A 17,313-nucleotide genomic window follows, 5' to 3' on the forward strand; every position below is an offset into this window, starting at 1 on the left:
AAGCGTGGTTTTCCTTCCAGCCAAGGGAAAACTCTCTAATCACGTGGAAACCAAAATCATATTCCTATCATGTATCAACTTTTATTCAACAATAAACTAAATTATAAAGAACGGATGGCTAAATGTCAACTGTTTATTAGACTATTCGTTGATTGTTTCTTTTCTACAAAGCTACCGTTTTTAAGGGTTAGTTTTACATCGGATACTTTCGCAATTTCTGGGTCGTGCGTTACCATGATGACGCATTTGCCTTCTTTATGGGCTAAATCTTGGAATAAAGTAACGACTTCTTTACTTGTACGCTCATCCAGGTTCCCAGTTGGTTCATCAGCGACAATTAATTCCGTTTCGCAGCACAGCGCACGTGCTATCGAAACCCGTTGTTGTTGTCCACCGCTTAGTGTCAGTACTTTTTGGCGTGCCATATCTTCTGTAATGCCTACTTTTTCTAGCATACTCAAGGCAAAAGCTTTTTTATCCGGTTGGTTTACATGGGTTATTTCCATTGCGGTCGTAACGTTTTGGAGTGCTGTCATATAGGTTAATAAATTATAGCTTTGGAATACAATGGAGACATATTTATTTCTAAATTGTTGTAGACCGATGCTTTTGAGGGAACTTCCTTTATAGAAGATATCACCTTCTTTTTGCGTATCAAGCCCTCCTGCAAGGGATAAGAAGGTCGTTTTCCCTGAACCAGAACTACCTACTACCGTGTAAAAAACACCCGCTTCAAAATCATAATTAATATCACTTAAAATGGATTCATCTTTCGTTTTATACCAGTAAGAAATATTTTCAAACGTCAATACTTTAGTCATATCATCACCTACTCCTGTTTAGTTAGAATTGTTTTTGGATTCATACGAAGAACGAGTGCCGCTGGTAAAAGTACGGAGATAAAGGCAATACCGATGCCAATCCCACCCATTTTTAGCATATCTTCTAATGTTACTTGAATGTCTAGCTCTTTGATTTGTTCAGCGTTTTTTGTTAAGTTGCTAACGCTACCCGCGAATCCACCTGGGCCACCTTGACCGTTACCGCCCGGACCACGATTTTCTGTCGTACTCGTTTCAGTAGTCGATGAGTTTTGTTGCGCTAGTAATTGATTTCCAGCTAATTGTGCGACATAATGACTACTTGCCGCGGCTAAACCAAAGGAAATTAATGCGACGATTAAAATTTCAACAAAGAATTGCGCGATTAATTTACCACGTTTTTCACCGATAGCTAGAAGTACGCCCATTTCGTATTTGCGGTCGCGTACTTGCATCATTACGAGCAGCCCTAAGATAAGTGCCCCAGCAATGCTGACAATATAAACGACATTTTTAGAGAACGATGCTACGCTGTCGATTGGTCCAATCATTTGTTGGTAAAGCGTGTCATTCGCATCTAGTTTAAATGTATCCCAATCAATGCTATCAACTTTTTTCGCTTCTTTTTCAAAAGCAGAAATGTTCGCTGCATCATCCATCGTATAAACTGCGGAATCTACTGTATTTTTATAATCAGAACCTTTAATTGTGTTGGCTACTGTATAAGGAACGTATACTTTGTTATAAGGATTTAGGAAAGAGAAGTTTTGCGCCATGTCACTTCCTGCATCAGTCGATTTATAAATTCCAACGATTTTCAATGTTACTTTCGTATTGCCGTCGCTGGAAGTAACAGTGAAGGAATCGCCCACTTTCCAGTCATTTTCTTCTGCTAAATTTTCTTCTACCATTGCTACATTTTTGTCTTTGTCAGCGGAAGTAATGGCTACACCGCTAGTTAGTTCGCTTGTTCCTGCTTCAAAATCAGTGCTTGTTGCGGAATCTAGTAAGCCACTAATGCTTAAATCCGCATCTACCATTTGTGGTCCACCTTGGCCGCCACCTGGTCCTTGTGTTTGAGTTGTTGTGGACGAATCATCGCTTGAAGAAGTATCACCGGAAGATTCAATTGGATCAAATCCGGATGCTAAAGCTTGTGTGCTGGAATAATAATTATAGCTTGCTACATGATCTAATTTAGCCAAATCGTTAGCATCACTAACATCGATTGGGCTACTCTCGAATTTTGGTTTTGCTTCGGTAGAGCTGCTTTCACTACTGGATGCCTCTTCTCGCATCGCTTGCATTTGTTTTTCACGGTCAACCGTAAGTGTCACCGTTCCACCAAGTTGTTCTCTGGCTAATTCGCTCGCTTTATCTGCGGCGGATTGAATAGTAAAGCCTGATAAAATAAGTACACAGACAACTGTGAAAATAATTAGTTGTAAAACAGATCTTCCTTTTCTTGCTTTCATGCTGAGCCATGCCCTCTTAAAAAAATTCATGTGTTTTCCTCCATTCGGTTTCTACTCCACTAAGATTACTGGGCAGTTATGAAGAAAGTATGAACAAACTATGATGCATATTTTAAACTTTCGCGAAAAAAATAATTAAGCTTGATTATTGGGTCTAATTAGGCTAGTTTTAATGTAAGAGGAGTGAGTACAGAAGATGAAATTACTTATGATAGAAGATAATGTCAGTGTATGCGAAATGATAGAAATGTTTTTTATGAAAGAAGAAATTGACGCAACGTTTGTTCATGACGGCAAAATGGGTTATGAAACGTTTTTTAAAGATGATTTTGATATTGCGATTATTGATTTAATGCTTCCGAATATGGATGGAATGACTATTTGTCGCAAAATCCGTGAAGTGAGCGATGTGCCGATTATTATTTTAACGGCGAAGGAATCGGAATCAGATCAAGTGCTTGGTCTTGAAATGGGCGCCGATGATTATGTGACGAAACCATTCAGCCCACTGACTTTAATGGCACGAATCAAAGCGGTTACTCGTCGCAAAAATAGTGCAACTCCAACAGAAAACAACGAAGACATCCTAGAAACGACTTATTTCAAAATTAGTAAAAGGACGCGCGAAATATTTTATCAAGGCGAATTGCTTGATGCGTTAACTCCGAAAGAATTTGATTTACTTTATTTCTTGATGCAGCATCCGCGCCAAGTTTTTTCGAGAGAGCAGTTGCTAGAACAAGTTTGGGGTTATCAATTTTACGGGGATGAGCGTACGGTGGATGTTCATATCAAACGGTTACGCCAAAAAATCGCCACGGAAACAAAGCCGTTTTTACACACTGTTTGGGGTGTCGGCTACAAATTTGATGAAACGGAATGAAGCGAATGAAATTTAAATATGCCTATCAACTATTTTTCACGCAATTTATCATTTTGCTTATCGCTTGTATTATGATTGGGCTGCTTGTCTCCCACTCTTTAAAAGATTATTTTTATCAAAGCCAAGTAAATGACTTAACGAGTTACGGGGAGACGATTTCGATGGATATTCGTCATTCGCCGCAAGATGCTACGATGCAAGTTTTGAATACGTATCAACGAACATTAGATGTGAAAAAAATCCATTATACAATCAAAAATGCCGATGACGAAACGATTTATCCAACTCAGCTAAATCAGCCATTACCTAAGGATTTTTCTATTTCAGCGGATGATAAGAAAAAATTAGAAAGTGGCGAAACGGTTAGTAAAAAGATTGATAATCGTTTTAATAGAGAAATGACGATTGTGTACGTTCCGATTATGGATGGCAACAAATTTGTCGGTTCGATTGTGTTGAATTCTCCGATTAGTGGCACGCAGCAAGTCGTTGGTACAATTAATCGTTATATGTTCTACACTATTTTGCTTTCCATCACCGTAGCACTTATTCTTAGTGCGATTTTATCCAAGCTACAAGTTAATCGGATTAATAAATTGCGAGCTGCCACCAAAGATGTTATTCAAGGCAATTACAAAGCTCGACTAAAAGAAAATAACTTCGATGAAATCGGCGCACTGGCTATTGATTTCAATAAAATGACGCAAACACTTGAAACATCCCAAGAAGAAATTGAGCGTCAAGAAAAACGGCGGCGGCAATTTATCGCGGATGTTTCTCATGAGATGCGCACCCCACTTACAACGATTAGTGGTCTCACAGAAGGTTTAGTCAATGATATTATTCCAAAAAGCGAAACCGACCGTTGTATCGCACTCATTGACACTGAAGCTAGACGTTTAACAAAATTAGTCAATGAGAATTTAGATTATGAAAAAATTCGTAGCAATAAAATCAAACTTCAAAAAACACGCTTTAATGGCAAAGAATTCCTCGAGTTAATTAAAGAGCAACTTGATTACGTAGCGAGCGAAAAAGGCAACACGATTACGGTCGCTATTGATAAAGATATGGCTATTTATGCAGACTACGACAGATTAACACAAGTATTTATCAATATTGTCAAAAACAGTGTGCAGTTTACAGAAAATGGTCAGATTACTTTAACTGGTACGCAAGATTATAAAGAGTCTGTCTTGACGATTACTGATACGGGGATCGGCATGAACACAGAAGAATTAGAGCAAATTTGGGAAAGATTTTTCAAAGCAGATATGTCGCGGACGAATACTGCTTTTGGTGAATCCGGCATCGGACTGTCGATTGTGAAGCAATTAATTGAATATCACGATGGGACAATTACCGCAACAAGTGAGCCAAACAAAGGTACAAGCTTCACGATTCGCCTTCCTTTTTTCCAAGATAATGAGCAATAAAAAAGAACCGCCTTCTAGTCAATTAGAAAGCGGTTCTTTTTATCCTGCCATAAATTGTTCTGGAGTAATCCCTTCCATCCCAATCATTGGATCAATTTCGGTAATATTTTCGGAGGTAAGTATTCGTTTATTCGTCATTTGTTCGAGCATTACATCTTCGCTCATTAAACGTTCGGAAAGTGTCGTATTGCGTTTATTTTCATCAATTCGTTCTATTCCCATTCGAAAAGCTTCTTCTTCCCCGCAGAGAATTAGAAACTGTTTACTTCTTGTTACTCCGGTATAAAGTAAATCACGGCGCAACATGCGGTAATAGCTCCGAACAATCGGCATAATTACAATCGGAAATTCACTTCCCTGCGCTTTATGAATCGAACAACAATAAGCGTGTGTTAATTGGTTAAATTCTTGCCGATAATAAGAAACTTCTGTTTGGTCAAACTGCACGACAATCATATCTTGCTTTTCGGTATTTTCTTTCGCATAAATAATCGAAACAATCTCACCAATATCGCCATTGAATACATTTTTCTCTGGTTGATTAATTAGTTGCAGTACTTTGTCGTGAACCCGATACTTAATTTCGCCAAATTGGACTTCTTTTCGCCGTCCTGTATCATTTGGATTAAAAATTTCTTGGAGTTTTTTATTTAAAATATCAATTCCCGCTGGCCCACGATACATCGGCGCTAAAACTTGAATGTCTTTTGCTCGAAAGCCTTTATTTTTCGCATTTTTAACTACTTGTTCAACGACATCACCAATCTGGTTCACCGTACAATGGAAAAAAGAACGATCTGCTCTATTTTTCGTGAAATCAGCTGGTAACATGCCTTCTTTAATATAATGCGCCATTTCAATAATCGACGATCCATCTTTTTGGCGATAAATATCTGAAAGTGCCACGGTTGGAATTTGTTCTGACTCAAGAATGTCTTTTAATACTTGCCCCGGTCCAACTGATGGTAGTTGATCTTGGTCACCTACGAGCACGACTTGCATATGCGCTGGCAAAGCCCGGAACAATTGATTAGCAAGCCAAATATCCACCATCGACATCTCATCAACGATTAAAAGTCGGCCATCAATGAGTCTTTCTGCGTCGTCGTCCATTTGTTCTTGACCATTCATTCCAAGCAAACGGTGAATCGTCATCGCTGGAAGCCCAGTTGATTCAGACATTCGTTTCGCCGCTCGTCCAGTTGGAGCCGCAAGTAATACTGGAAAAGTGGCTCCATCTTTGTACGCGTGCGGATCAAGGCTAACACCATTCAACTCAGCATACAATTCTACAATTCCTTTAATAACCGTCGTTTTACCTGTCCCGGGTCCGCCAGTAAGCACGAGCATTGGAGACATTAAGGCTTGCTCTAAAGCTTGACGCTGTGAGTCGCCATAGTGAACACCAATTCGTTCTTCCAATTCCCCGAGAGCCAGTAAAAATTCAGATTGCGGAAATTGCTCTTGATATTCGGTTTGTTTCATCATTCGTTTCACATGGTACGCAAAGCCACTTTCTGAATAATATAGCGAAGGCATATAAACACGTGTATTTTCGGTAATTATCTTTTGTTCTTCTGCTAATTTTTCGACTTGGGACACTAAAATACTTTGGTCGATGCGAATGCCTTCACTTTCTTCCAGCAAATAGGTCACTTCTCCGAGAAGAACTTCTTGCTCCATATACACATGCCCTTGCTGCATGCAGACAGAATCCAGCATAAATAAAATCCCCGCACGAAGCCGCTCTGGATGATTCCCACCAAGACCGAGTTTTCGTCCCAGTTCATCCGCTCGTTGAAAACCAATTCCTTTGACGTCTTCTATTAATTTATACGGATTGTTTTCTAACACTTCCATTGCATTTTGTTTATACGCTTGGAAAATTTTCATCGATAACTGTGGACCAAAGCCATATTCATTCAGCCCGACCATCACATGTTCCAAGCCTTGATTTTCTCTAAGGGACGCTAGCAAACTTTCCGCTGCGCCAGATGGTAATTTAGGCACCGTATTTAACAAGCTTGGGTCCGATAAAATTTTCGTAATCGCATCGTCGCCAATCGTATCGACAATGTTTTCGGCTGTCACTTTACCAATTCCTTTGAAGAGTTCTCCGGAAAGATAATTAATTAAGCCGGCGCGCGATTGTGGCATTTCTTTACGAAATCTATCTGCTTTGAATTGTTGACCAAATTTGGCATGTTCCTGCATTTTTCCGTAAAATGTATAGACTTCTTGTTCGTGAAGTGCTGGGAAAAAGCCGGTGACGATAATATCTTTTTCATCCCAATCCGCATTGGTTTCTTTCACAAGTATTCGCACAACAGAAAAGAGGTTTTCGGCATTATAAAAAATGGTAGACAGCATCGTGCCCTTCATGAAAAGTTCTTCTGGTGTATCATCAAATAAGGCGAGAGAGTCTTGTTCAGCCATCTAAAGCCGCCTCCTTTCTAAAAATTATTCTGCTTCATTTTCTAAATCTTGAATGGCATTTAATGCGTTTTCGGCTAATTCATGTGGTATACCAGTTGCAAGAGCGCGTTCGAAATATGTTTTTGCAAGTACGATATCGCCTTGCCACGCTAGATAAGCAGCACCAATATTGTAAAGCGCATCTGGATCTTCTGGTTTCACAAGCAGTACGCGTTCCAGCATCGTAATCGCATCTTCATAAAAACCGCTTCGAGCAAGTACAATTCCATATTGGAATAATGCTTCCCCGTCTTCTGGATTTAACTCCACACTTCTAAGTAAATACGGCATCGCTAGCGTTAATTCTTCCATTTGAACAAAGCTCATTCCTAACATGAAAAATAAGTCGCCATTTTCCATCCCTTGTTTGGTGGCATTTTGGAAGCTATCAGCGGCTTCTTGATAACGTTCTAATTCATAATATAAATTGCCTAAGCTATAGTAAGCCGCCGGAACCGTATCATCTAGTTCAAGCGCTCTTTTGAAAAATAATTCTGCACGTTCAAAGTCATCCATGGAAAGCAATACGTTCCCAAAATTGATATAACCAACTGGATCACTTGGATGTTCTTCGATGACTTCTGTAAATAATTTGACCGCTTCTTCTAAATTGCCTTCTTGCATTTGTTTGATGCCTAATTGGTTTTTATCCATTTTCTATTCCCTCTTATCTTTCTTGATTTTTTACCGATGTATTCAGCCACGAAATAATCGCATTTGCGACTTGATCTGTCTGTTCGGTTACACTGATTGTTGCTTTTCCGTCACCGTGTTGTTCGCCGTAAGCACCAAATTGCGCATGATTTCCGCCTTCGATTGAAACAAAAGTAGTATCTTTAGGTAAGTATTTTTTATTTTTGTCATAAGCATCTTGATTTAAGACGTCATCCTTTGTCCCAGTAATAGAAATAGCTGGAAAAGGAGCATTTTTGAGTGAACCTTTTTCATCGGGATAACTGGCTAAGAAAAATGCGCCTTCTAGTTCTGCTTCATTATCGTGTGCGAATCTTGAAGCCATCACACCACCTAGCGAATGACCACCAATCACAAATTTCTCATCAGGAGCTTCGTCAATAATATCCGCCGCTCGATTTTTGCCAAAAACAGCTAAATTAAGGGGCATTTCGACGATATACGTTTTATAACCACTCGAAGCTAATTTGTTTGCAAGCGGTGCATAGCTAAGCGCATCCACAAACGCACCTGGATATAAAATAATACTCATACCAGCATCAGATTTCCGCGGCGTAAAAACAAGAATGTCATTTTCCTCGAGCACATCTACTGTTTTAGATGAATTTGCAGCATTTTCTGCAATCGTAGAAGGTTCTGAGTTGAAATAAAAATATCCCCATATAAGGAGGCAAAATATAACAATCGCACTCCCGAAAATCGCTATCTTTTTCATAAAGGACCTCTTTTCCCTGTTTCGTATAATATTTTACCACAAAATCTGTTTAAAAAAACGCTTTTGAACAGGAAAAAACCGGAGTCTCGTAGAAAACAAGATTCTCCGGTTCCAATTTTTAACCTACATAATCTAATTGCGTGCCATTTTTCCAAACAGTATCAATTGTTCCGCCGCCAAGACAAATGTCGCCATCATAGAAAACGACTGCTTGACCAGGTGTAATAGCGCGCACTGGGTCAGCAAAAACAACTTCGGCTGTACCATCTTCGCGTAAGTGTACCGTTACTTTTGTATCTGTTTGACGATAACGGAATTTTGCAGTACATTCGATTGTTTTTGGTTTTTCTGCATTGGTAGTAAAAGAGATATCGGTCGCAATTAAGGAATCTGAGTACAATGTTTCATGATGGAAACCTTGTTCTACAAACAACACATTTTTTTTCAAATCTTTACCGACAACAAACCAAGGTTCACCGTCTCCGCCAATACCTAAACCATGACGTTGACCAATAGTGTAATACATTAAGCCATCATGCTTACCAAGTACTTCGCCGTCTAAGGTTTTCATTTCGCCGGGTTGTGCTGGAAGATATTCACTTAAAAATTGCTTAAAGTTTCTTTCGCCAATAAAGCAAATGCCGGTGCTATCTTTTTTGTCAGCAGTAGCAAGTCCCGCTTTTTTCGCGATTTCACGTACTTCGGTTTTTTCCATACCGCCAAGTGGGAACATGACTTTTTTCAGTTGGTCTTGGGAAAGTTGGTTTAAAAAGTACGTTTGGTCTTTATTGTTATCGACGCCACGAAGCAATTCGATTTCATCACCTACTTTTTTCACTTGTGCATAGTGACCAGTCGCCACATAATCCGCGCCAAGACTTTCCGCATGTTCTAAAAATGCCTTAAATTTAATTTCTTTATTACACATCACATCGGGGTTTGGCGTACGACCAAGTTTGTATTCATCTAAGAAATACGTAAACACTTTGTCCCAATATTCTTTTTCAAAATTGACCGCATAATACGGGATACCAATTTGGTTTGCTACACGAATAACATCATCGTAATCTTCCGTTGCTGTACAAACACCAAATTCATCGGTATCGTCCCAATTTTTCATGAAAATTCCAATGACATCGTAACCTTGTTCTTTCAATATATGAGCAGTGACTGATGAATCCACTCCGCCTGACATGCCGACAACGACACGAATGTCACTATTATTTGTAGTCAAAACTAGCTCCTCGCCTTCTTATATTTTCATTAAACGCGCTACTACTTCACTTATTTTCGTAGCTGCCGTTTCCACTTCTTCTAAATGATTTCCCAGTCCAAAACTAATCCGAACTGTTTCTTGAATCGCTGGATGATTTTCACCAAAAAGCGCTACTAAAACATGCGACGGATCTACTGTCCCCGCCGTGCATGCCGAACCACTCGAAACGGCAATTCCTTCCATATCTAAATTCATTAATAATTGTTCAATCGAAACGCCCGGAAAACGCACGCTAAAAACATGCGGTAAAGTGTTCGCTTCTAAACCATTCACTTCAAAATCAAGCTCAGCCGAACGCCAAATTTCTGCCATCCGTTTTTTAAAGGAAACATATTCCTCGTTTTTCAGTTCGCGTTCATTTGTCATAATGGTAGAAGCTGCACTAAACCCACAAATCCCCGCTAAGTTTTCTGTACCAGCGCGTCGTTTTCGTTCTTGTTCGCCGCCGTGCATTTGATACGCAAGACGCGTCCCATTTTTGACGTATAAAAAACCTACGCCGCGTGGTCCGTTTATTTTATGAGAAGAAGTAGTTAATAAATCTACTCCAAGTTCTGTTACATCTATATTTAATAGCCCGTAAGCTTGTACTGCATCAGTGTGGAAAATGGCTTGATGTTCGCTTAACGCCGCGCCAATCTCCGCAATCGGCTGAATCGAGCCAATTTCATTATTACCGTACATGATGGAAACGAGAATTGTATCTGGTCGTAAAGCTTTCTCTACGCTCTCTGTTGACACGATTCCATGCTCATCTACTGGCAAGTAAGTCACTTCAAAGCCTTGAGTCTCAAGATATTCACATGTTTTTAAAACAGCATGATGCTCAATCTGAGAAGTAATAATGTGTTTTCCGTTTTCTTGATGTGCCAAAGCCGTTCCAATAAGTGCCAAATTATCGCCTTCTGTACCGCCGCTTGTAAAAATAATTTCTTTTTCTGTAGCGTGGATACTTTTAGCAATTGTGTGACGAGCTTCATCCAATGCTTTTCTTGCCTCTCGTCCAGCGTAATGAATACTGGAAGGATTGCCGTACGTATTAGTGATTGCGCCAAGCATTGTTTGGATAACTTCTGGATGAATTGGACTTGTCGCAGCATGGTCTAAGTAAATTCTGTTTTCCATTTTTTATCGCGTCCTTTTTTGTAGACGAATTCCTGTTCGCCGTTAATCGTTTCTTATTGTAACAGCAATACTCCTGTAAAGTAAAGAGGAATAACTCCTATTTACACGCAAAAAAGAAACCCCAATCGTACCGTTTAGGATTCCCTTCCTTTGAACCCGCTCTCAATTAAAGCAGGTGGGTGCTCTGTCTAACGGTTTGCACTTCCTCGTGTGAAGGCATGTGCGCCGCGCCGGAACTCCAAGCTCCCTAGGTATAAAAAATTGTTCGGTTCAAAAATATAGGAACTATATCGAATACATTAGGGTTTCTTTTCTTCATTTAGAATACCATAGGAAAGACGAAATTTCAATGTTAGCGACTTTTCATTTGGCACTTTTTTTATTCTTTTTTTGCTTTGTTTTCGTTAATTTTTTGGTACACGCCGGCAATTGTTTGCTCAAATTTAGAAGTAAATTTTGGCTCATAATATAATTTCTTTTTGAGTCGATCTGGTAAATATTGTTGATCAACCCACGCGTTCTCATAATTATGCGGGTATTTATAGTCAATCGCTCGACCAAGTTTTTGCGCCCCGGAGTAATGGCCATCACGCAAATGGTCCGGCACTTCCCCGCTATTTCCTTGGCGAATGTCTGCTAACGCGGCATCAATCGCCATAATAGCTGAATTGGATTTCGGTGATAAACATAGCTCGATTACCGCATTTGCAAGCGGGATTCGTGCTTCTGGAAAGCCGACTTTTTCTGCAGTTTGAATCGCGGCTAATGTATGTGCGCCCGCTTGTGGATTAGCCAAGCCAATATCTTCGTATGCCATAACAAGCATTCTTCTACTAATACTCACTAAATCCCCAGCTTCTATCAAACGTCCCATATAATGGAGTGCAGCATTGACATCACTACCTCGAACTGATTTTTGAAACGCACTTAGCACATCATAATGCGCATCTCCGTCTTTATCATGTGCGAGACTTTTCTTTTGTAAGCACTCTTCTGCTACCTCCACTGTAATATGAATAACTCCAGCTTCGTTTGGTTCGGATGAAATAACTGCTAACTCGAGGGCATTCAGCGCACTACGCACATCGCCATTACTAGCCGTTGCAAAGTGTTTTTTCGCTACTTCATCTATTTCTACTTCATAATTCCCGAGTCCTCGTTCTTTATCTCTAAGCGCTCGGTCCATCGTTATCATAATGTCTTCTACCGTCAAAGGCTTTAATTCGAAAATTTGTGTTCTGCTTCGAATAGCCGGATTAATGGCGATATATGGATTACTTGTCGTCGCGCCTATTAAAATGATTGCACCACTTTCCAGTAAAGGAAGCAAAAAATCTTGTTTGGCTTTATCTAAACGATGTACTTCATCCAAAAGCAGAATTACCGTACCGCTCATTTTTGCTTCAGCAGCCACTACTTCCATATCTTTTTTATTATTCGTTACTGCATTTAATGTACGAAAAGCATATTTCGTACTACCAGCAATCGCGCTTGCAATCGAGGTTTTTCCAATTCCAGGCGGTCCATATAATATCATAGAAGATAATTGTTTTGCTTTGACCATCCGGTAAATAATTTTATCTTTACCGACTAAATGCGTTTGTCCCACGATTTCATCTAGTGCTTTTGGGCGCATCCGGTAAGCTAAAGGTTGAATTGCCATATAACCGCTCCTTCTTATTTTGCTTGTTTTCTATTATAACATAAGAACATCTGTGCGTTCACCTACTTGTTTCCTTTGCCTTCTTTCTGTAATTCCGATATAATAGATGCGGTATAAGCGGTTTCGAAATTACTGGAGGTTAAATAAAAATGAAAATCACAACAAAAGGTCGTTATGGCCTAACAATAACATTAGAATTAGCAAAAAGAATTGGCGATGGCCCTATTTCCCTTCGCAGCATCGCTCAAGATAAAAATTTATCCGAACATTATTTAGAACAATTAATCGGACCATTACGTAATGCAGGAATTGTCAAAAGTATCCGCGGGGCGCACGGTGGATATGTGTTAAATGGTGATCCAGAAAAAATTACGGCTGGCGATATTATTCGCACGCTGGAAGGCCCTATCGTACTTGTCGAGAGTATGGAAGACGAGGAAGCGGCACAACGCGAACTATGGACCCGCATGCGTAATGCTGTCCGCGATGTATTAGATCAAACGACACTTGCTGACTTATTAAAACATTCGACAGACTCCGAACTATCGGATGGTTACATGTTTTATATTTAATGAAAAAAGCCTATTTCCGAATAGGCTTTTCATCTGCCATTTAAACGGAATTTCCACCTCTCTATTTGTCTGATTATTCTGAAATGAACCCGAAAAGCAATCAATTGAAAACGCTATATGTTAGATTATCTAACCAAATTAATTGAATTGATAAAATATTCTTGCCTTTATTTGAATATAGTGTATGATGAACGCATAAATAAAATAAATCATGTTAGCTTATCTAACAAAAGGAGAGTTGAGTATGGAATCAGTATTTATGTTCTTTTGTACTTTATTGGTTTGGTTAATGACACCAGGAATTGCATTATTTTATGGTGGCATGGTTCGGCGCAAAAATGTGTTAAGTACGGCAATGTATAGTTTTAGCTCAATGGCAATTGTTTCTATTCTTTGGGTGATTGTTGGTTATTCATTAGCTTTTGCACCTGGAAACGGCTTTATTGGCAGTTTTGACTGGATATTCCTTCATAACGTCGGGTTCGCTGCAAACGATACTTACTCAGATGCTATTCCACATATTCTCTTTATGATGTTCCAAATGACTTTTGCTATTTTAACTGTAGCTATCATTTCCGGGGCATTTGCAGAACGAATGAATTTCTCCGCATATTTGATTTTCATTATTTTGTGGTCGTTACTTGTTTATTCCCCTGTTGCCCACTGGGTTTGGGGCGATGGCGGTTGGTTACGCGATCTAGGAGCACTTGATTTTGCCGGCGGAAACGTGGTTCATATTAGCTCAGGCGTAACCGGATTGGTACTCGCTATTATGATTGGTCGGAGAAAAGAAGCGGACTCTGCTTCCCCGCATAACTTGCCGCTCGCACTTATCGGTGGCATTCTCGTTTGGTTTGGTTGGTATGGATTTAATGTTGGGAGCGCCCTAACGATTGATAACGTGGCGATGACGGCATTTGTTAATACGAATACGGCGGCTGCAGCTGGTATTATCGGTTGGGGACTTGTCGAATGGTTAACGAATAAAAAACCGACGATGCTTGGAACGATTTCTGGAGCTATTGCTGGTTTAGTTTCTATCACCCCTGCTGCTGGATTTGTTACTGTCCCAAGTTCTTTGATTATCGGTTTCCTCGGCGGAGCGTTATGCTTCTGGGCTGTATTCTGGTTGAAAGGCAAAGTAAAATACGACGATGCGCTTGATGCGTTTGGCCTTCACGGTATTGGTGGTATTTGGGGCGGCATCGCAACCGGACTTTTTGCTACAACGAAAGTAAATGAAGCTGGAGCAGATGGTTTATTTTACGGTAACGCATCTCTAGTAGTGAAACAGCTAATCGCAATCGGCTCAACTGTCGCATATGTCGCTGTGGTAACGGCCCTCATCGTCGTGATCATCAAACTATTTTTACCAATTCGCGTAAATGAAGAACAAGAATTTAAAGGACTTGATTTGACGCTTCACGGCGAAAAAGCATATCAAGAATAAGGGAGGCAACAATATGTCTGGATTAACAAAAATCGAAATTATCACTCGTCCAAATCGTTTTAACTTATTTCAAAAAGAACTTGCGAAAATCGGCGTGAGCGGTTTAACTGTCACGAAAGCGCTTGGAACCGGTCTTGAAAAAGGCTTTATCGAACTTTATCGTGGTACAAAAAAAGAAACCAATATCCATGAACGGATGAAAATTGAAATTGTTGTATCTACTGTTCCGGTTGAAGATGTGCTCCGCGTCGTAAAAGAAACGCTTCGAACTGGCGAACCCGGCGACGGAAAAGTCTTTATTTACCCGCTAGCAGAAGTCATTAAAATCAGTACAGGAGAGACAGGCGTCGATGCATTACAAGATAAACCATCAAAATGAATAGTTAAAATGGTGAATTAATTAAAAATGGGGCCTCTATTCTAAAAAATCAATGAGAAATGGCGTTTACCCCTTCCGCTTCTTAGCTTTTACACTTATAATGAAAAAGGAAGAACGTTTAGAATAGATAAGGAGGCGCGAAATTCCCTATGCGTAAAATCCCCATTTTCACCCTTCTAGCAGCTATCTTGCTTTTCGGTGGCTATTATCTTTATCAGCACGCTTCGTCAAAAGTAGATGTTACCTTCAATTTCGTGGTAGATCAAAAAGCAAAAGATAATACCGTCACTGGTACCATCGATGGCGCTGGAAACAAATCCATTACACTACCGCTTTCCGAAGAGAGCTGGGATGCAGTAAAAAAAGGGAATCGCTACAATGTGGAAGCCACTTTTTATAACAAAAATAAAATCAGCTCCAATGAAGCGAAAGAATTGGACGGTCCGTTTTGGTCCAATGATTCCAATCAAGGGTTATTAGTTAATAAAGTACATGTAGAAAATATTCAAGAATTAAGTGATGATTTTTAAAACAAAAAGAAGCTGAGCGCTACCCGCTCAGCTTCTTTTTCATTTTAGTTCGATTCTTTTTTCACTGTTTCCAATTTCAATTCCGCAAGTTGAGCGGAACTAACCTCTCCTGGCGCATTTGTCAACGGGTCTACAGCACTTCCTGTTTTAGGGAATGCAATTGTGTCGCGCAAGTTGTTTCGGCCAGCTAAAATCATGACGATACGGTCTAGGCCAAGCGCGACACCACCATGTGGCGGCGTGCCATATTCTAACGCATCCATTAAGAAGCCAAACTGTTCTTTCGCTGATTCATCCGTGAAACCAAGCGCGCGGAACATCGATTCTTGTACTTCTTTTTTATAAATACGCAATGAACCGCCGCCGATTTCATAACCATTCAAGACGATATCATATGCTTCTGCCATTACTTTGGAAGAATCTGTTTCAAGAAGTGGAATATCTTCTTCTTTTGGCAAAGTGAATGGATGATGCGCAGATACATAGCGACCAGCTTCTTCATCATATTCGAATAATGGCCAATCTGTTACCCATAAGAAAGCAAGTTCTTCTTCATTGATTAAGTTTAAATCTTTGCCAAGCTTATTACGAAGCGCTCCAAGCGATGCGGCAACGACATCTGCTTTGTCAGCTGCAAATAATAATAAGTCGCCATCCTCGGCTTGTAATGCTGCTTGTAGTTCTGCCGCTTTATCTTCAGGGAAGAATTTAGCAATCGGTCCTTTTAGTTCGCCTGCTTCAACTTTTAGCCATGCAAGACCTTTCGCACCGTAGTTAGCAACAAAAACGCCAAGTGCATCTAAATCTTTACGAGAAAAATTAGCTGCGGCTGCTTTCGCGTTGATTGCTTTCACTTCGCCACCATTTTCAATTGCGGATTGGAAGACTTTAAAATCAACATCTTTTACGACATCCGATACATTTTGTAATTCTAAACCAAAACGAATATCCGGTTTATCACTGCCAAAACGATCCATTGCTTCTTTATACGTCATACGAGGAAACGGTTTTTCAATGGTGATATTTTTTGCTTCTTTGACAACATCTACCAGCATATCTTCCGTAATTGCTTGAATTTCTTCTTTTGTTAAAAAGCTTGTTTCTAAATCAATTTGTGTAAATTCCGGTTGACGGTCACCGCGCAAATCTTCATCGCGGAAACAACGTACGATTTGATAATATTTATCAAAACCAGCCGTCATTAACAACTGTTTTAAAATTTGCGGCGATTGCGGTAATGCATAGAAGTTACCAGGATAAACACGGCTCGGTACAAGATAGTCACGCGCACCCTCTGGCGTACTTTTAGTTAAGTAAGGTGTTTCGATATCAAAGAAACCAAGTGCATCTAATTTATTGCGGAACGTTCTTGTTACCGTATGGCGCATTTTGAAAATATTGTTCATTTCCGGGCGACGTAAATCTAAGTAACGATATTTCAAGCGAAGTTCATCCGAAACATTCACGCCATCTTCAATATAAAATGGTGGTGTTTTAGATGTATTTAAAATGGTAATTTCTTCTGCTAAAATTTCTACTTTTCCTGTTGCTAATTTGTCATTGATAGCTTTTTCGCCACGAGCATGTACTTTCCCTTTAATGGTAACAACAAATTCATTACGAACGCTATCAGCAATTTCGAGTGCTTCTTTTGAAAACTCCGGATTGAAAACTACTTGCACAATCCCTTCACGGTCGCGTAAATCGATGAAAATAAGTCCACCTAAATCGCGTCGTTTTTGAACCCATCCATGAAGGACAACACTTTGACCGATATGGGTTTCGTTTAATTCTCCGCAGTAACTTGTACGTTTTTCCAT

The 17,313-nt window shown here is 39.8% G+C and carries 15 protein-coding genes and 1 other RNA gene; 6 read left to right on the plus strand and 10 right to left on the minus strand.

Annotated elements, in window-relative coordinates:
* Positions 1-125: 125 nt before the first annotated feature.
* Positions 126-821, minus strand: coding sequence for an ABC transporter ATP-binding protein (locus HCJ30_RS06370; RefSeq protein WP_185391421.1), 696 nt, complete (start codon positions 819-821; stop codon positions 126-128).
* A gap of 8 nt (positions 822-829) precedes the next feature.
* Positions 830-2,326 (minus strand): ABC transporter permease, encoded by a 1,497-nt coding sequence (locus tag HCJ30_RS06375; RefSeq protein WP_185391422.1) that lies wholly within the window; start codon positions 2,324-2,326, stop codon positions 830-832.
* A gap of 166 nt (positions 2,327-2,492) precedes the next feature.
* Between HCJ30_RS06375 and pieR the strand changes: the two genes are divergently transcribed.
* Both pieR and pieS read left to right on the plus strand, forming a co-directional pair.
* A complete protein-coding gene (pieR, locus tag HCJ30_RS06380) occupies positions 2,493-3,179 on the plus strand; it encodes a two component system response regulator PieR (protein WP_185391423.1) in 687 nt (228 codons plus the stop codon).
* Complete coding sequence (gene pieS, locus HCJ30_RS06385) at positions 3,176-4,615, plus strand: two component system sensor histidine kinase PieS (protein ID WP_185391424.1); 1,440 nt, start codon at positions 3,176-3,178, stop codon at positions 4,613-4,615. The genes pieR and pieS overlap by 4 nt, the downstream gene beginning before the upstream one ends.
* Positions 4,616-4,654: 39 nt before the next feature.
* Here the strand turns inward: pieS and recD2 are convergent, their stop codons facing one another.
* The 7 genes from recD2 to HCJ30_RS06420 all read right to left on the minus strand — a co-directional run bounded on the left by recD2 (position 4,655) and on the right by HCJ30_RS06420 (position 12,562).
* The gene (recD2, locus tag HCJ30_RS06390) at positions 4,655-7,051 is read right to left on the minus strand and encodes an SF1B family DNA helicase RecD2 (RefSeq protein WP_185391425.1); all 2,397 of its coding nucleotides are present in this window, start codon (positions 7,049-7,051) and stop codon (positions 4,655-4,657) included.
* A 24-nt stretch (positions 7,052-7,075) separates the two neighbouring features.
* Positions 7,076-7,714 (minus strand): tetratricopeptide repeat protein, encoded by a 639-nt coding sequence (locus tag HCJ30_RS06395; protein ID WP_185391598.1) that lies wholly within the window; start codon positions 7,712-7,714, stop codon positions 7,076-7,078.
* Between the two features lie 43 nt (positions 7,715-7,757).
* Positions 7,758-8,498: an alpha/beta hydrolase gene (locus HCJ30_RS06400; RefSeq protein ID WP_185391426.1), complete on the minus strand. Its 741-nt coding sequence runs from the start codon at positions 8,496-8,498 to the stop codon at positions 7,758-7,760.
* Positions 8,499-8,616: 118 nt separating this feature from the next.
* Complete coding sequence (gene mnmA / locus HCJ30_RS06405; RefSeq protein WP_185391427.1) at positions 8,617-9,732, minus strand: tRNA 2-thiouridine(34) synthase MnmA; 1,116 nt, start codon at positions 9,730-9,732, stop codon at positions 8,617-8,619.
* Positions 9,733-9,750: 18 nt separating this feature from the next.
* Complete coding sequence (locus HCJ30_RS06410; RefSeq protein ID WP_185391428.1) at positions 9,751-10,899, minus strand: cysteine desulfurase family protein; 1,149 nt, start codon at positions 10,897-10,899, stop codon at positions 9,751-9,753.
* Between the two features lie 114 nt (positions 10,900-11,013).
* Positions 11,014-11,208, minus strand: a non-coding RNA gene (ssrS, locus tag HCJ30_RS06415) — 6S RNA.
* 70 nt (positions 11,209-11,278) lie between these two features.
* Positions 11,279-12,562, minus strand: coding sequence for a replication-associated recombination protein A (locus HCJ30_RS06420; RefSeq protein WP_185391429.1), 1,284 nt, complete (start codon positions 12,560-12,562; stop codon positions 11,279-11,281).
* A 149-nt stretch (positions 12,563-12,711) separates the two neighbouring features.
* On the opposite strand from HCJ30_RS06420, the gene cymR reads away from it, so the two are divergent.
* The 4 genes from cymR (at position 12,712) to HCJ30_RS06440 (ending at position 15,493) form a co-directional block, all read left to right on the plus strand.
* Positions 12,712-13,134, plus strand: a complete 423-nt coding sequence (gene cymR / locus HCJ30_RS06425) for a cysteine metabolism transcriptional regulator CymR (RefSeq protein ID WP_008947887.1) — start codon at positions 12,712-12,714, stop codon at positions 13,132-13,134.
* A 244-nt stretch (positions 13,135-13,378) separates the two neighbouring features.
* Positions 13,379-14,584 carry an ammonium transporter gene (locus HCJ30_RS06430; RefSeq protein WP_185391430.1) on the plus strand — a complete coding sequence of 402 codons (1,206 nt, stop codon included), beginning with the start codon at positions 13,379-13,381 and terminating at the stop codon, positions 14,582-14,584.
* 13 nt (positions 14,585-14,597) lie between these two features.
* Positions 14,598-14,963 carry a P-II family nitrogen regulator gene (locus HCJ30_RS06435; RefSeq protein WP_185391431.1) on the plus strand — a complete coding sequence of 122 codons (366 nt, stop codon included), beginning with the start codon at positions 14,598-14,600 and terminating at the stop codon, positions 14,961-14,963.
* Between the two features lie 149 nt (positions 14,964-15,112).
* Positions 15,113-15,493, plus strand: coding sequence for a hypothetical protein (locus tag HCJ30_RS06440; protein WP_008947890.1), 381 nt, complete (start codon positions 15,113-15,115; stop codon positions 15,491-15,493).
* Positions 15,494-15,537: 44 nt separating this feature from the next.
* Here the strand turns inward: HCJ30_RS06440 and aspS are convergent, their stop codons facing one another.
* Positions 15,538-17,313: an aspartate--tRNA ligase gene (aspS, locus tag HCJ30_RS06445; protein ID WP_185391432.1), complete on the minus strand. Its 1,776-nt coding sequence runs from the start codon at positions 17,311-17,313 to the stop codon at positions 15,538-15,540.

Source organism: Listeria cossartiae subsp. cossartiae, from assembly GCF_014224155.1.
GTDB classification, from domain to species: domain Bacteria; phylum Bacillota; class Bacilli; order Lactobacillales; family Listeriaceae; genus Listeria; species Listeria cossartiae.

What these genes read in the sequence shown, in the direction of transcription:
- HCJ30_RS06435 (WP_185391431.1), top strand. Translation starts at nt 14,598, where the DNA reads ATGTCTGGATTAACAAAAATCGAAATTATCACTCGTCCAAATCGTTTT.
- pieR (WP_185391423.1), top strand. Translation starts at nt 2,493, where the DNA reads ATGAAATTACTTATGATAGAAGATAATGTCAGTGTATGCGAAATGATA.
- HCJ30_RS06410 (WP_185391428.1), bottom strand. Translation starts at nt 10,899, where the DNA reads ATGGAAAACAGAATTTACTTAGACCATGCTGCGACAAGTCCAATTCAT.
- HCJ30_RS06400 (WP_185391426.1), bottom strand. Translation starts at nt 8,498, where the DNA reads ATGAAAAAGATAGCGATTTTCGGGAGTGCGATTGTTATATTTTGCCTC.
- HCJ30_RS06440 (WP_008947890.1), top strand. Translation starts at nt 15,113, where the DNA reads ATGCGTAAAATCCCCATTTTCACCCTTCTAGCAGCTATCTTGCTTTTC.
- pieS (WP_185391424.1), top strand. Translation starts at nt 3,176, where the DNA reads ATGAAGCGAATGAAATTTAAATATGCCTATCAACTATTTTTCACGCAA.
- aspS (WP_185391432.1), bottom strand. Translation starts at nt 17,313, where the DNA reads ATGGAAAAACGTACAAGTTACTGCGGAGAATTAAACGAAACCCATATC.
- HCJ30_RS06370 (WP_185391421.1), bottom strand. Translation starts at nt 821, where the DNA reads ATGACTAAAGTATTGACGTTTGAAAATATTTCTTACTGGTATAAAACG.
- cymR (WP_008947887.1), top strand. Translation starts at nt 12,712, where the DNA reads ATGAAAATCACAACAAAAGGTCGTTATGGCCTAACAATAACATTAGAA.
- HCJ30_RS06430 (WP_185391430.1), top strand. Translation starts at nt 13,379, where the DNA reads ATGGAATCAGTATTTATGTTCTTTTGTACTTTATTGGTTTGGTTAATG.
- recD2 (WP_185391425.1), bottom strand. Translation starts at nt 7,051, where the DNA reads ATGGCTGAACAAGACTCTCTCGCCTTATTTGATGATACACCAGAAGAA.
- HCJ30_RS06395 (WP_185391598.1), bottom strand. Translation starts at nt 7,714, where the DNA reads ATGCAAGAAGGCAATTTAGAAGAAGCGGTCAAATTATTTACAGAAGTC.
- HCJ30_RS06375 (WP_185391422.1), bottom strand. Translation starts at nt 2,326, where the DNA reads ATGAATTTTTTTAAGAGGGCATGGCTCAGCATGAAAGCAAGAAAAGGA.
- HCJ30_RS06420 (WP_185391429.1), bottom strand. Translation starts at nt 12,562, where the DNA reads ATGGCAATTCAACCTTTAGCTTACCGGATGCGCCCAAAAGCACTAGAT.